This window comes from Bradyrhizobium sp. GW821-FHT13H06, assembly GCF_058803975.1.
This window is the reverse complement of sequence record NZ_JBXAPN010000009.1, coordinates 262518-276750: the sequence shown is the minus strand read 5'-3', so window position 1 is coordinate 276750 and position 14233 is coordinate 262518. Positions and strand designations below refer to the sequence as shown.

Genomic DNA, 14233 nt, shown 5'->3' with positions numbered 1-14233 from the left:
GGTCACGGACCGTCGATCAGGTGCATGTCGCCCAGAGTTAGCGGCAGGCTGCGGATGATGAGGTCCGCTACCGCCGCGCGCAACCGTTCGCTCGAAGCCGAGCCCTCGAGCGGCTCATCGACTGATCCGCTCGGGCCGGCGATCCTCACCGTCCCGGTGTTGTCGAGTGGTGCAGCCGCCCGCTTCTCGATCACGTCGAACGTCTTGCCGTCGATGACGCGAACCTCGTACAGCGCGTGGATGAGGCCGTAGTCCGCGAGCAGCGTCCGGTATTCGGCGAGCCCGACGCCCTCGACGTTGCGGCCGTTTCCAAGCTTCGATCTCGCCCGGGTGATGACGATGTACGCATCCAGTCCCTGCGGCGTGACATCGCTGCGAACAAGTTCCTTGAATGGATCGCTGCGCAGCAGATTGACGGGCGCAACCGCCGAATCCCTGATCGCAGCGAAGGCTGCGCGCCTGTAGTTCACCGGCTGCACGCGAAAACGCCCACTGAGCAGCTTCGTCGCCTGCTGGACGATCAGCTCGTCCAGCCCCCATGCGCTGATCGAGACACTTTGCGCGGTGTTGCCGAGCGCGGTCAGGCCGGCTTGCGTCAGGCTCATCTCCTCGCCGATCGCCGAGACGATGCCGACGGTCTTGATCGCCTTGAGCTTCGTCGCACGCGTCTCGAACGCCGCAGCGGCGCCAAGGGCGATACACGCGGCCGCGAGGCCAACCCATAGAAAAGCAATGCGGCGCATGATGACCTATCGGATTCTGAAATCGAACGAATAAGACGCGCCGAGGCCAACGGTGGTCTGGTTCGACGATCCCCGCAGCTTCACCAGCGGGCTGTCTGCGGCGTCGCCAAGCAGCTTCTCGTATTCGACATAGGCGTGGACCTCCCACTGCGGATTGATGCGATAGGAGATCTGGCTGCCGAAGCCCACGGAGTGCGCGCCGCCCCTGGCATTATACGTCGGCAACCCCGATGCCAGGGCCTGCGTGGCGTCGACGCCGAAATAGGGCGCGGTCGCGTTGGTGCTCTTCCAGGTGAAGCGGGGACCGGCCGAGATCGTCAGCCGTTGGATGAGCGGGACGATGACGTCGGCCGAGACGTCGGCCACTGTGCCGGTATGGCCGCCAAAACCCTGACGCAACTCGCTGCGCAGGCGCAGCCAGTCGACCGGATAATATTCGACGAAACCGCCGAGCTCGTAGGCGGCGTCGACATTGCCGAGGCCGGTCAGCTCGGAATATTTGTCGCTCTTGCGCGAGGAGACGTATTTGAACGCAGGCCCGGCGCGAAAATTGCCGACGTCGAGCAATGCGATGCTGGCGCTGTCGCGCGGACCGCGAAACTGGTCGATCGATCCGGCGCGGCGAATGGAGAAGATCGGAATCGGACGAAACTTGCTGTTCTTCGACCCGACGAAGTCAGGCGTGTATTCGCCGCCGATGCCGACCATGACGGTCCAGTTTCCGGACGGTGAAGGCAGCATCGGCAATTCGAACGGTGGTGCTGGCAGCGTGAACACGCTCTGCCCCGATACAGATTGCGCACTCGTCAAGATCGCACCGAGCGCAGCGAGACAGGCAGTCGTCCGCCGCGCGGTCGCCGTGAGGCGGAGAGCGGCTTCTTCGAAAAACATCATTGCGGGGCCCCCGGACCGGCCTTGCGGGCCTGGTCGACTCGTGTGGTTCAGAGCCACAGCATGTGGTCCGGCAAAATTGCCCCAAGATTGCAGGGCGAGAGCCGTCGTCCGAGACGTCGCGCGCTAGGCGCCGTAGGATCAACATTGCCCGAACATTGCCGCGCCGCAGCCGCGCCCTCAAATCTTGACGGACAGTGCCCACGAACTCTCCCGTTCCTGCCTTTTATTCGCCAAGCTCGCTGCCCTAATGGGAACCCTAGCGCACGAGCCGAAACGCCAGGCGTCGGCCAGGGAGCGTCACGGTCAGGGTTTTGTTACCCCAGCAGAGTCAAGGACGACCCGCGTGCGCTCCCTCGTGATCGAAGACGAACCGCAGATCGGCGCCTATATCAGCCGGCTGCTCGGGCAACTGCACGGTATCGTTGACCTCGTCGGCTCGATTGCGGAGGCCAGCCAGGCGCTGGAGAACTTCAAATATGACCTCGCGATCGTCGACCGCATGCTGCCCGACGGCGATGCGCTCCAGGTCGTCACGGCGCTGAGCCAGTCGCCGGAGCGCCCGGCGATCATCATGCTGACGTCCAAGGACGCCAAGGAGGACGTCGTCGACGGCCTCAACGGCGGCGCCGACGACTATCTCGGCAAGCCGTTCGAGCCGCAGGAATTGATCGCGCGCGTGCGCGCCGTGTTGCGACGGCCCCGGCTGCTCGCGCCCTCCGTGCTCTCGCTCGGCAATGTCGAGCTGCATCTCGGCAGCAACGAAGTCGTGGTCGCCGACAGGAAGATCCTGCTGCGGCGACGCGAGGCACTGATCCTGGGGGCACTGCTGATGCGCCGCGACCGCGTCATCACCCGCGCCGCGCTGATCGAGGAGATCTACGGCTTCGACGACGAGATCGAGTCCAACACGCTGGAAGCGCAGGTTTCCCGCCTGAGGAAGAAGCTGACCGAGCTCGGCGGTGACGTCGAGATCCGCAGCATGCGCGGCATTGGCTACATCCTGCGGCTGGCGACACCGCGATGAGATCGATCGCCCGGACCTTCGCGCTGTCGCTCGGCATCGCCGCGACGACGATCTTCCTGATCATGCTCGGCGTCTTCGTCTGGCGCTATCCGGTGGACGAACGCGAGTTCAGGGCGTGTCGGGTCGTAGCCTCCATTCTCAAGAATGCCACCGTGATCGAAGGCAACACTCTGACGGTCCGCCCAACGCGGGTCCTCGAGGAGTTGAAGGCGAAGAGCCCGCAACTCTGGTACGTCGTGTCCATCGGCGATCTGATCAGTGAGTACGGCAGCGAACGCCGGCCTGCCCTTCCCTTCGCGTTGCCCCGTCACGGGCCGGTCGGCATTTCCGTCTTCAACACACTCGACCAGAAGAGCACCTTCTGCCTTGCCATGATGCAGCAGGGCGCGCTGCAATTCACGATGATGGCAGGAAAATCCCAGGTCCGGTTCCACTGGATCGCAGTGAGCTTCCTGTATCGCAACATTTTCTCGATCCTGATCGTGGCGCTGGCCTTCGCAGCGACGATCGCCGTCGGCGCGGCACTGGCCGCACGATTCGTCTCGCGCGGCATCGAACGGGTAGCGCTTCGCGCGCTTGCGATCGACCCTGCAGCACCGCAAGGTCTGATCCCCCTGTCGGAAGTCCCCTCCGAGTTGAAGCCCCTGGTCGAGGCGCTGAACCGCGCCTTCGGCGAGATCGACGCCTATATCCGGATGCAGCGCCGCTTCCTCGGCAATGCCGCGCACCAGCTGCGCACGCCCCTGACGCTGCTGCGCGCCAAGATCGAGGACGTGCCCGAGCCGGGCCTGAAGGCCGAGCTGGTACGCGATGTCCGCCGCCTCACCTCGCTGGTCTCCGCCATGCTCGACCTGGCGAGGCTGCAAAATCATGCGATCGAGACAAGACCGATCGACCTGGCCCAGATCACGCTGGAGGTACTCGCCGATTTCAGTCCCTCGGCGCTGGATGCCGGCATCGAGCTTGCGCTGGAGCGCGACGGGGATGGTCCGTTCCTGGTCCAGGGCGTGGACGCCGCGGTTCGCAGCGCCCTCGCCAATCTCGTCGGCAACGCCCTCATCCACGCCCGTGGCGCGCGCCGCATCGTCGCCATGCTCTGCCGCGATGGCGTTTCGATCCACGATGACGGTGCGGGCCTGCCCGATGGCGCCGGACACAAGCTGATCGAGCCGTTTCAGACCGGCAACACCGCCGGCGACGGCGCAGGCCTCGGCCTGTCGATCGTCCGCGAGATCATGGCCGCCCACGGCGGCGAGTTGCTCGCCTCTTCCACGCCCGGCCGCGGCACGACGATGAGCCTGCGCTTTCCCGCCGCCGCCGCCCCGGTCAGATCTTCGCAGCTCGATCTGCAAGAGCGTTGAGCTGGTTATCGTCATTCCGGGACGCATGACGTGCGAACTCAGGTGCGCCATTGCGCACCTGAGAATCTCGCGCAACAACCTCCGGATTCCGGGTTCGACGCTGCCGCGTCGTCCCGGAACGACATCGAAGTCTTATGGCGTCTAGGTCATGCTGCCCGGCATGAAGCAGCGCACGCGCGGATGACCGTCGATATAGTGCTTCCAGACCATGGTGCGGCCGAACTTGTTCGGCACGGTGATCACGGCACCGTCGGGCACCACGACCCATTCGTCGTCGATCCGCACGCGGTAGCGGCCGCGATCCGACTCCCAATCGACGTCGGCAATGACGTAGCCGTCGGCATCCGAGCAGCACTGCCCGAATTCGCTGTGCAGACTCTCGAACCAGGGTTTCAGGGGCGAGTTGGCGTAGCGGCCGTCGTCGCGCGCCAGCGCCGAAGCCGCGAGTAGCGTCGTCAACCCCAGCAGCGTGGCCGCGCCTGATATGGCAGGTCTCATGTCGTCTCCGCGGTCGAAGTGATCGCCGCGAGGCAAACGCTGCCGTCCGCCCTCCGCGTGGTGCGCGGCGGGCGTGGAGACGGCGACTCGCTCCCCCAGCAGCTTTGCCGACAGCTATGCAAATCCGGCGCCAGCGCGCATTCCGGGGAACTACTGGAGCGAAGCCGGCACACGTTCCCCTTTGGGCGAACGTGGCCGCACGGGCCGTTCAGGGATGCGGAGGGAGCGATACCGCACTGGCTACGCCACTGGAGCCTGTCACCGGGCTCGCCGAAGGCAAGAGCCGGTGGCGGGGAACGAGCTTGCGCCGAAGCTACGGCCGTCGAGGCGGCACAGTGCGCGCAGTACGCCTCTACTGCTTCGGCGGCGCCATCATCGCACCGCCCTTCTTCGCCGCTGGTGCCGTCGGCTTTGCGGCGGCGGCCTGCGCAGGGAGATATTTTGCCACGATGGCGGGATCGATCTGCGCGATGTTGGCATCCGGCAGGCGCGTCCAGGTCTCGTCCTTGCCGAGCAGCGCGATGCCGAGATAGCCGCGCAGCGTCAGGGTCTGGCCGTCGGGGCTGATCCGCATGTTGGCCTTCCAGATCTGACCGTCGCGCGGATTAAGCACGTTGCCGCCTTCGTACTTCAATCCTTCGCGCTTCATGTTGCGGACGAATGAAATGCCGAGCACCGGCGCGTTCTTGCGATCGTCGGTGCACTTGCTGCAAACCTCGTTCGGATTGTCGGTTGGCCGCGGGAAGGTCTTTGCGATCACACCTTCGAAGACGCCGTTGCGGTCGATGAAGAGGAACCATCCGACTGTCTTGCCGTCTTCGACCTTCTGCCAGAGGCCCGCCGCCGTGGGCTCGGTGGTCTGCGCCGCACACGGGCTCACCGTCGCGAGCGACAATGCGAGCGCGAGGAAGGAGAGCAGCCGAAAGCTGGAAAAATTCCGCATGAGATCACCTTGCTATTCCACGACCGGAATGGCCGCAGACTACGGCGATTTCGCGAACGGTTCCAGCACCAGAAACATGGGGCACCGCCTCCCCACTGCGTTCCCTCAGTTGACACCGAGCTTCTTTTGCAGGCTGGAGGACGAAGTTGTGTACTGGAACACGAGCCGCTTCTCCGGATAGACGTAGCGATGGGCTTTTTGCGACATCAGCGCGCCCTCGTGGAAGCCGCACAGGATCAACTTCAGCTTGCCCGGATAGGTGTTGATGTCGCCGATGGCGAAGATGCCTGATACGTTGGTCTCGAACGCGGATGTCTCGACCGGCACCAGATTGTTCTCCAGCGCAATGCCCCAGTTCGCGACCGGGCCGAGCTTCATCGTCAGCCCGAAGAACGGCAGCATGGTATCGCAGGCGATTTCGCTCACGCTGTTGTCATTGCCCTTGATGGTCGCGCCGGTGAGCCGGCCGTCAGCGCCGGAGAGCGCGGTGACCTGGCCGAGGCGCAGATCCATCTTGCCGCCGGCAACCAGCGCGCGCATCTGCTCGACGCTGTGGGGTGCGGCGCGAAACTCGTCCCGTCGGTGCAACAGCGTGATGCGCTTGGCCAAGGGATGCAGGTTGAGCGTCCAGTCGAGCGCGGAGTCGCCGCCGCCGACGACCAGCACGTTCTTGTCGCGGAACGTCTCCATCTTGCGCACGGCGTAATGAACCGAAGTGCCTTCATAGGCCTCGATGCCCGGCACCGGCGGACGCTTGGGCTGGAACGAGCCGCCGCCGGCCGCGATCACCACCACCTTGCATTCGAACACCTTGCCGGCATCCGTGGTGCAGCGGAAGGCGGGATCGCCGATCTTCTCCACGGTCTCGACCATCTCACCGAGATGGAAGGTCGGATGAAACGGCTTGATCTGCTCCATCAGCGCGTCGGTGAGTCCCTGCCCGGAGACATGCGGAATGCCGGGAATGTCGTAGATCGGTTTTTCCGGATAGAGCTCGGCACACTGGCCGCCGACCTTGTCGAGGATGTCGACAAAATGCGTCTTCATGTCGAGAAGGCCGAGCTCGAAGGCGGCGAACAGACCGCAAGGGCCGGCGCCAATAATCAGCACATCGGTTTTGATCACGTCGCTCATGTCGTCTCTTTGTTGGTCGTTATCGGTTGGACGGCGCCCGTCGGGCAGAGGTGACCCTGCCTGTCTAGCCAACGGGGATGGAACAGGGAAGGCATAAAAGCGGGAGCGCCCCGCAGCCGCGCCCACTTGCCGGGCCAAAATAACTGGGTTGTAACGAGGTTGGATATGACGGAGATCAATCGGTGAACGCACCCGCCCGCCTCGACATGACGCCGCGCCTTGAGGACTTTCCGTTTCGCCTCAGCGACAACGTCCGCTTCGGCGACCTTGACCCGAACCAGCACGTCAACAACGCGGTCTACGCCACCTATTTCGAAACCGGCCGTGTCACGCTGATGAAGCTTCCCGAATACGGGCTGACCCCGCCGGGCCTCGCCTGGATCATGGTGCGGCTCGACATGCATTTTCGCGCCGAGCTGCACTGGCCGAATACGATCGAGCTTGGCCTTGGGGTGGTGAAGCTTGGACGGACGTCCGTGACCTTCGAACAGGTCGTGTTCTCGAACGGGACGTGCATTGCGTCAGCGACGTCGGTCGGCGTCCTGCTCGACGAGGCCACGCGGCGACCCGCGCCGCTCACCGCAGAGGTGATCGAGAAGCTCAGACCCTGGCACAAGCGCGGAATCGAGGTCGCGGCACCGCGCAGTTGAATTGGCGAGGGACGATCAGGCCTGACGTTCCGGCGTCGCCACCACGAGACCGTCGAGGTCGTCGGAAACCTTGATCTGGCAAGACAGGCGCGAATTCGGGCGCACGTCGAAGCCGAAGTCGAGCATGTCCTCTTCCATCGGCGTCGGGCTGCCGACCTTCTCGCGCCAGGCTTCGTCGACATAGACATGGCAGGTCGCGCAGGCGCAGGCGCCGCCACATTCGGCTTCGATACCGGGAATGCTGTTGCGGATCGCGGCTTCCATCACGGTTGCGCCGTTCTCGATTTCTACCGTGCGGGTTTCGCCCTTGTGGTCGACAAAGTGAATCTTGGCCATGTGTGCTCGTACTGCCGCGGTGCTGGGAATGAAGGAGGGTCCGGGCTGTCCTATAACGGGTCGGTTAGCCCGGCGCCATAGCGTTTTGATGCGAAGAATGATTCCCGCTTTGCGGGAAGAAAACGCGTCAAAACAAAAGACTAGGGGCCCGTCTCCGACCGTATCGGCTTACGGCTTCAGGATCGCCTCGATGGCGGCGCGGGCCTCGGTCACCGCCTCTTTCAGAGCGGCGAAGGCATGGGGCCGGCCATGGCCGGTCCGGATCGCACACTCCAGGCTGGCTGCGGCATCGGCCACCGCAAAGGCGCCAATCCCGCGCGCCGAACCTTTGAGCTTGTGCGCGAGCGCGCCGGCGTCGGCCGGACTCGCAGCCATCGCCGCGAGCAGGCGGCCCGCCTGCTCGGCGAACATCGCCAGCACTTCTCGCTCCAGTTCAATGTCGCCGAGCGTCATCCGGGAGAGGTGATCGAGGTCGAGCGGACTGTCGATCGGTGCAAGCGGGGGCGAAGGCATCCAGTCCATCCGTTGCAGTTCAGGCGTCATGGCGCAGGCCCCGGCGTCGCGCGGCGGCCGCCGGTCCGGCGGTCAGGTTCCCTCAGCCAAGCACGAAAATGGTTAACGAAATGTTCCAGCCGTTTGACGCAGATCTGCCCGCTTGTTGACGGAAAGTTGCCGCAATCTGCCGAGTCCGGTGGAGAATTGCATTTATTGCTAAGGCGTTAGGGCGCGATCCTGTTAACGATGATTAAGATTGTCTTAATCGCAGGCATTTCATTCGCGACGCTCTGCCAATAGGATGTTGCGGAAATTGGCGGACAAGCCGTCCGGGTGGGGACGGCTCGGAGATCCGCGCAAGCGGCATGATCCGGTCTGTGGGCTTGCGCCGAGCGCAGGGCTCGCGGGGGGACGCGTACAAGTAACGAGGGCTCGGACTGAACATGGCGAACACTCCGAAAAAGGTCAAAGACCCCACAGAAGTTGCGCTTTCTGCGATCCAGGAAGCCCTGAACATCAGTGACACGGCTGCCGATACCAGCCGCAACGCCACCGCGCGCAACGAAGCGGCGCCCCCGGTGCCGCCGGCGCCCCCGATCTTCGACGAACCGAGCTTCGAGCCGCGACCGGCCGCCAATGAGCGCTCGACCGTGTTCGATACGGTCGAGGAGCCGCTCTCATCGCGCCGCGCCGCGAATGACGACCGCGAGACCATCGGCCAGTTGCTCCAGGCGCTTCAGAAGGGCCGCCCTGCCCGCAGCGTCTACACCTTCGCCACCATCTTCGCCGGCGTCTGGCTCGCCGCCTGCGCCGCGCTGACCGTCGGCTTCCTGCCCTCGATCCAGGCCGCCATGGGCCAGAGCGGCGGCGTCCTCGTCATCGCCGGCCTGATCGCGATGGTCTTCGCGCCGATCATGCTGTTCTACTTCCTCGCCAGCCTCGTCTGGCGCGGCCAGGAAATGCGCATGATCGCGCAGGCGATGGCGCAGGTCGCGATCCGCTTCTCCGAGCCCGAAGGCTCGGCCTCCGATTCCATGGTCACCGTCGGCCAGGCCATCCGCCGCGAGGTCGCGGCGATGGGCGACGGCATCGAGCGCGCGATTGCGCGCGCCGGCGAGCTCGAGACGCTGGTCGCCAACGAGGTCGCCGCGCTGGAGCGCGCCTATAGCGACAACGAGGTGCGCATCCGCGCCCTGCTCCAGGACATCGCGCATCAGCGCGACAATCTGGTCGGCCAGGCCGAGCAGGTCCGCAGCGCCATCTCCGGCGTGCAGATCGATCTGCGCCACGACATCGCGCTGATCTCCGATGCGATCGCGTCCCGCGTCGACGAGGTTGCGAAGTCCATCACCGGCGCGCTCGAAGAGCGCGGGGCCCACATCACCCAGGCGCTGAGCAATGCCGGCGACAACATGATCCTAGCGCTCGGCGAGCGCGGCGGCGACCTGCTCGACCGCCTCGAGGAAGCCAGCAACGAGACCACACGCGCGGTGCTCGACGCCAGCGAGCGGCTGACCACCAGCCTCAACTTCAAGACCGGCCACGTCCACGACGAGTTCGTCGACCTCGCCGACCGCGTCCACGAGATGCTGAACGAGCGCATCGACCGCATCACCGGCGAATTCGAGCAGCGCTCCGCCGCGATCGTCGACGGCATCTCCGAGCGTACCGAGCAGGTGCACGATTCCCTGAAGAATTCGTCGGACTCGCTGCTGCTCGAGCTCGAGCTGCGCTCCAACGACCTCTCTGCCAAGATCGACGACGCCGGCAACCGGCTCGCCAACCACATCATGACGAGCGGCGACAAGGCGAGCGAGGCGCTCGACGCCACCGTCAACACCCTGGTCGCCAAGGTCGTCAGCCAGACCGAGACCGCGCACGACTCGCTGTCGCTGCAGATGAGCGCCTTCGACGAGCTGGTGAGGAACCAGGGCACCGAGCTGGTCGAGAAGTTCGCCCGCGACTCCGGCACGCTGGGCGCGCTGATCACGCGCCACATCTCCGAGTTCGATCGCACCGTGAAGACCTTCGGCGGCGAGATCGTAGAGCGCATGGGCCAGCGCACGCAGGACATCGCCGAGACGCTGAAGACCTATGTCGACAATTTCGATACCCGCTTCACGGCGAACGGCGGCGAGATCACGGCGGTGCTCGACCAGCGCCTCGTGCAATTCGAGACCACGGTCGGCGAACGCGTCAGCAATCTCGACGCCTCGCTGAACGGCAAGATCGCCAGCCTCGACGGCACGATCGAAGGTCACATCAGGACCTTCGACGACCAGCTCGTCGGCCGGGTCGCCGCGCTCGAACAGTCGTTCGACAGCCGCGCGAAATCCATGACCGAAACCATCGACGGACGCATCAACACGCTGGCGACGTCGCTGACCGACGGTGCCGCGCAGGCGATCCAGTCGATCGACAGCCGCCTCACCTACCTCACGACCTCGCTGACCGACGGCGCATCCCAGACCATCCAGTCGATCGACACGCGGCTGACGCACCTCACGACGACGCTCACCGGCGGCGCGACGCAGGCACTCGAATCCATCGATTCCCGCCTCACCTACCTGACCACCGCCGTGACCAACGGCGCCTCGCAGGCGGTGCAGTCGATCGACACGCGCCTCACGCTGCTGAGCTCGACGCTCACGGACGGCACCGCGCAGGCGATCGAGGCGGTCGACCGCCGCATCACCGGCGTCACCGAGATCATCGACGGACGCAGCACGCACCTGACCGACACGGTCACGGCGCGCTTCCAGGAGATCCATCAGGCCATCGAGACCAAGGTCGGCTCGGTCGCCAGCGACATCGACGTGCGCGTGGCGCAGTTCGAGGACCTGCTCGGCTCGCGCGTCGAGGCCGTCGCCGGCCGCATCGAGAGCAGCGGACGCCAGGCCAGCGAGGACATGATGTCCCGCGCCGAGATGATCTCGACCGCGATCCGCTCGCATGTCGAGGACGCCGAGCGCTCGCTCACCAACCTCGTCGTCAACACCAGCGAGACGATCCAGACCGGCGCGCGCACCGCTCAGCAGTCGCTGCTGACGGTCTCCTCCGACGTCAACGCCCAGCTCAGGATGACCTCGGCCGAGGTCGAGCAGGCGCTGACCGCGGTCGGCACCGGTGCGGCGAACTCGATCCTGACCAGCGCCCGCGAAGCGCAGTCGACGCTGGTCGCGGCATCGGGCGATGCCTCCAACCAGATCAAGGGGCTCGCGGCCGACGTCGAACGCACGCTGTCGGCAGCCGGCGCTGCCACCGCAGCCTCGATCCTGGCCGGCGCCCGCGAGGTGCAGACCACCCTCGTTACCGCTTCCTCGGACGCGGCCAACCAGGTCAAGACTCTCACCGCCGACGTGCAGCGTTCGCTCACCATGGCCGGCACCACCACGGCGGAATCGATCACCGCCGGCGCCCGCGATGCGCAGAGCGCGCTGGTCGCGGCTTCGACCGAGACCGCCAACCAGATCAAGGCGCTGTCCTCGGACATGCAGCGCTCGCTCACGATGGCGGGCACCTCGACGGCCGAGACCATCATGAGCGGCGCCCGCGAGGCTCAGAGCACGCTGGTCACGGCGTCCTCGGATGCGGCGAGCCAGGTCAAGTCGCTCGCGGCCGAAGTGCATCGTTCGCTCTCGCAGGTCGGCCAGTCGACCGCCGAGACGATCACCACCAGCGCCCGCGACGCCCAGAGCACCCTGCTCGCGGTCTCGGCCGAACAGACCAGCCAGGTCCGTTCGCTCGCGGCCGAGATGCAGCGCGCGCTGGCGACCGCCGGCGGCGCCACCATCGAGGCGCTCACCAGCGGCGTTCGCGAGGCCCAGGGCTCGCTGATCTCCGCCTCGAGCGATGCTGCGAGCCAGATCAAGTCGCTGACGACGGACATCGAGCGCACGCTGACCGCGGTCGGCACCGACACCGCCTCGACCATCCTCAGCAGCGCGCGTGAGGCGCAGATCTCGCTGACCTCGACCTCGGCCGACGCAGCGAGCCAGATCCGCACGATCTCGACCGAGATCGAGCGGACGCTGAGCGCGGCGGCCGCCAACGCGACCAACGACATCCAGACCAGCGCGCTCAACGCCCAGAACGCGCTGATCTCGGCCTCCAACGAGGCGAGCTCGCGGGTCAAGTCGAGCTCGGCCGACGTCGAGCGCTCCGTGCTCGCCGCCAGCAGCAGCTTCGGCCAGGCCATGACCGGCAAGACCGACGAGATCGTCACCTATGTGCAGCAGCAGGCCGACCGCCTGTCGAACATGATCGACGCCAAGCGCGGCGCGCTGGTCGACGCGATCGGCTCCAAGACCAGCCAGCTCACGCTCGACATCGACCGCGTCACCTCCGATGCGCTGAAGTCGATCGAGACGCGCGGCCAGGCCTTCTCGCAGACCATGATGGGCAACGGCTCGGAAGTCGCCCGCACCATCAACGCGGCGAGCGAGATCGCCACCAGCGCGGTCGGCAAGTCGCTCAAGGACCTCGAGCAGGCCTCGCGTTCCGCGATCGACCAGTCGCGCCAGGTCTCGATCGCGGCGGTCACCGAGATGCAGGAGACCAGCAAGATCCTGCGCACCGACACGGTGGCGCTGTTCGAGCGTCTGCGCGAAGGCAACATCCTGCTCCAGGAGGTGCTGACCGGTGCGCACGACAACCTCAACTCGCTCGAGCGGGCGCTGGTGACGCGCGTCGCCGACTTCGTCTCGGCGATGAACGACGTCACCTCGCGCAACGGCGATGCGACGCAGAACCTGGAAGAGCAGCTCAACGTCTTCAACAGCAAGACCACCAAGGCGCTGCAGGATCTCGGCGAGCTGTCGATCCAGTTCGACAAGCACGGCCAGGCGCTGGTCGAGGCCGCGCAGGTCGTCGAGCAGAGCAACAAGAACACCACCGCCTCGCTCGCCGAACGCAAGCAGGCGCTGGAATCGCTCGTCACCACCATCGACCTGCGGACCGCCGATCTCGACCAGCGGCTGTCGCGCTTCACCGGACTGCTCGATGAATCCCTTGCGGCCGCCGAAGAGCGCGCCCGCGACATCGCCCGCGTGGTCGCCGAGACCGCCGGTGCAGGCTCGGCCGCGATCACCCGCCAGTTCGAGGCGGTGCGCGCGGCGTCCGAGGAGGAGCACCGCCAGACCATCGAGGCGATGCACGACATCTACCGCCAGACCACGGACGAGGCGGATACGATGTTCAAGCAGTCGACCGAGAAGTTCACCAACCTCGTCTCCAGCATGAAGCAGATGGCCTTCGAGATGCACAACGAGCTCGAAGCCACCCGCAACGAGCTGCGCCGCGGCGTGCTCGAGATGCCGCAGGAGGCTGCCGAGAGCACCGCGCAGATGCGCAAGGTGATCGTCGACCAGATCGAGGCCCTCGCCGAGCTCAACCGCATCGTGGCCCAGCATGGCCGCGGCCTCGACGTCACCACGGCGGGCCGCGCCAGCGTGCAGCGCCAGGAAGAGCCGGTGCTGGCGGCCGTCGGCGGCCGGGCTGCCGAGACGCGCATGCGCGACACCGGCAGCGCCTCGACGCTGCCGCCGCCGGACCTCGGCATGCCGGCTCCCTCGCGCCGCACCGAAGCGCCGCCGGTCGCACCCGCCGGCAACGACCAGGGCCGCGACGGCTGGCTGTCGGACCTGTTGAGCCGCACGGACGCCAACCAGGGCGCTCCGACCGGCCGTGAGGCCGCCCGCGGCCGCCCTGCCCCCGCGCCGCTGCCGCAGGCCCCGCAAGGTGGCGGCAATCCGCTGGAATCGCTGTCGCTCGACATCGGCCGGCTGATGGACCGCAACCTCGCCGCCGAGATGTGGGACCGCTACCAGCGCGGCGAGAACAAGGCCTTCACCAAGCGCCTCTACACGCCCGCCGGCCAGAAGGCGTTCGACGAGGTCGCCCGCAAGTACCGCGCCGACCGCAACTTCAAGGGCACGGTCGACCGCTACGTCGCCGAGTTCGAGCGCCTGCTCGACGAGGTCGCCCGCGACGGCCGCGGCCCGCAGGAGCTGCGCAGCCACCTCACCTCGGAGACGGGGCTGGTGTACACGCTGCTCGCGCACGCGGCGGGCCGGCTGGGGTAAGCGCAGCTCGCGAATAGCGAATGGCGAATGAAAAGCGGAGGCCTCGTGGCCTCCGTTTTTGTTTTGCGTTCA

At 66.0% G+C, this 14233-nt stretch carries 11 protein-coding genes; 4 read left to right on the top strand and 7 right to left on the bottom strand.

The window, feature by feature from the left end:
- Positions 1-2 precede the first annotated feature (2 nt).
- Together AC1RQP_RS31555 and AC1RQP_RS31550 are read right to left on the bottom strand one after the other, a co-directional pair.
- The gene (locus tag AC1RQP_RS31555; protein ID WP_492940766.1) at positions 3-743 is read right to left on the bottom strand and encodes a hypothetical protein; all 741 of its coding nucleotides are present in this window, start codon (positions 741-743) and stop codon (positions 3-5) included.
- A gap of 6 nt (positions 744-749) precedes the next feature.
- Complete coding sequence (locus AC1RQP_RS31550; RefSeq protein ID WP_492940764.1) at positions 750-1637, bottom strand: MipA/OmpV family protein; 888 nt, start codon at positions 1635-1637, stop codon at positions 750-752.
- A gap of 343 nt (positions 1638-1980) precedes the next feature.
- Here AC1RQP_RS31550 and AC1RQP_RS31545 point away from each other — a divergent pair, with 343 nt between their 5' ends.
- The gene (locus AC1RQP_RS31545; protein WP_492940762.1) at positions 1981-2661 is read left to right on the top strand and encodes a response regulator transcription factor; all 681 of its coding nucleotides are present in this window, start codon (positions 1981-1983) and stop codon (positions 2659-2661) included.
- Positions 2658-4022 carry a sensor histidine kinase gene (locus AC1RQP_RS31540; protein WP_492940760.1) on the top strand — a complete coding sequence of 455 codons (1365 nt, stop codon included), beginning with the start codon at positions 2658-2660 and terminating at the stop codon, positions 4020-4022. Before AC1RQP_RS31545 ends, AC1RQP_RS31540 begins: the two co-directional genes overlap by 4 nt.
- Positions 4023-4163: 141 nt before the next feature.
- Here the strand turns inward: AC1RQP_RS31540 and AC1RQP_RS31535 are convergent, their stop codons facing one another.
- From AC1RQP_RS31535 to AC1RQP_RS31525, 3 genes are all read right to left on the bottom strand, one after another.
- On the bottom strand, positions 4164-4520 hold the full coding sequence (locus AC1RQP_RS31535; RefSeq protein WP_028177426.1) for a hypothetical protein: 357 nt from the start codon (positions 4518-4520) through the stop codon (positions 4164-4166).
- 352 nt (positions 4521-4872) lie between these two features.
- The gene (locus AC1RQP_RS31530) at positions 4873-5463 is read right to left on the bottom strand and encodes a DUF2147 domain-containing protein (protein WP_239625173.1); all 591 of its coding nucleotides are present in this window, start codon (positions 5461-5463) and stop codon (positions 4873-4875) included.
- A 105-nt stretch (positions 5464-5568) separates the two neighbouring features.
- Complete coding sequence (locus AC1RQP_RS31525; protein ID WP_239625175.1) at positions 5569-6597, bottom strand: NAD(P)/FAD-dependent oxidoreductase; 1029 nt, start codon at positions 6595-6597, stop codon at positions 5569-5571.
- A 182-nt stretch (positions 6598-6779) separates the two neighbouring features.
- Between AC1RQP_RS31525 and AC1RQP_RS31520 the strand changes: the two genes are divergently transcribed.
- On the top strand, positions 6780-7247 hold the full coding sequence (locus AC1RQP_RS31520) for an acyl-CoA thioesterase (RefSeq protein WP_492940757.1): 468 nt from the start codon (positions 6780-6782) through the stop codon (positions 7245-7247).
- 15 nt (positions 7248-7262) lie between these two features.
- Here AC1RQP_RS31520 and AC1RQP_RS31515 read toward each other — a convergent pair whose 3' ends face one another.
- Both AC1RQP_RS31515 and AC1RQP_RS31510 read right to left on the bottom strand, forming a co-directional pair.
- Entirely contained in the window at positions 7263-7583 is a 321-nt protein-coding gene (locus AC1RQP_RS31515) for a 2Fe-2S iron-sulfur cluster-binding protein (protein ID WP_018642875.1), read from the bottom strand.
- Positions 7584-7751: 168 nt separating this feature from the next.
- Positions 7752-8126 (bottom strand): Hpt domain-containing protein, encoded by a 375-nt coding sequence (locus tag AC1RQP_RS31510; RefSeq protein WP_492940755.1) that lies wholly within the window; start codon positions 8124-8126, stop codon positions 7752-7754.
- Positions 8127-8521: 395 nt separating this feature from the next.
- Here AC1RQP_RS31510 and AC1RQP_RS31505 point away from each other — a divergent pair, with 395 nt between their 5' ends.
- A complete protein-coding gene (locus AC1RQP_RS31505) occupies positions 8522-14161 on the top strand; it encodes an apolipoprotein A-IV repeat region-like domain-containing protein (RefSeq protein WP_492940753.1) in 5640 nt (1879 codons plus the stop codon).
- Positions 14162-14233: the final 72 nt, after the last annotated feature.

Coding starts and splice junctions, on each gene's coding strand:
- AC1RQP_RS31555 (WP_492940766.1), bottom strand. CDS start 743: ATGCGCCGCATTGCTTTTCTATGGGTTGGCCTCGCGGCCGCGTGTATC.
- AC1RQP_RS31550 (WP_492940764.1), bottom strand. CDS start 1,637: ATGATGTTTTTCGAAGAAGCCGCTCTCCGCCTCACGGCGACCGCGCGG.
- AC1RQP_RS31540 (WP_492940760.1), top strand. CDS start 2,658: ATGAGATCGATCGCCCGGACCTTCGCGCTGTCGCTCGGCATCGCCGCG.
- AC1RQP_RS31535 (WP_028177426.1), bottom strand. CDS start 4,520: ATGAGACCTGCCATATCAGGCGCGGCCACGCTGCTGGGGTTGACGACG.
- AC1RQP_RS31530 (WP_239625173.1), bottom strand. CDS start 5,463: ATGCGGAATTTTTCCAGCTTTCGGCTGCTCTCCTTCCTCGCGCTCGCA.
- AC1RQP_RS31525 (WP_239625175.1), bottom strand. CDS start 6,597: ATGAGCGACGTGATCAAAACCGATGTGCTGATTATTGGCGCCGGCCCT.
- AC1RQP_RS31515 (WP_018642875.1), bottom strand. CDS start 7,583: ATGGCCAAGATTCACTTTGTCGACCACAAGGGCGAAACCCGCACGGTA.
- AC1RQP_RS31510 (WP_492940755.1), bottom strand. CDS start 8,126: ATGACGCCTGAACTGCAACGGATGGACTGGATGCCTTCGCCCCCGCTT.
- AC1RQP_RS31505 (WP_492940753.1), top strand. CDS start 8,522: ATGGCGAACACTCCGAAAAAGGTCAAAGACCCCACAGAAGTTGCGCTT.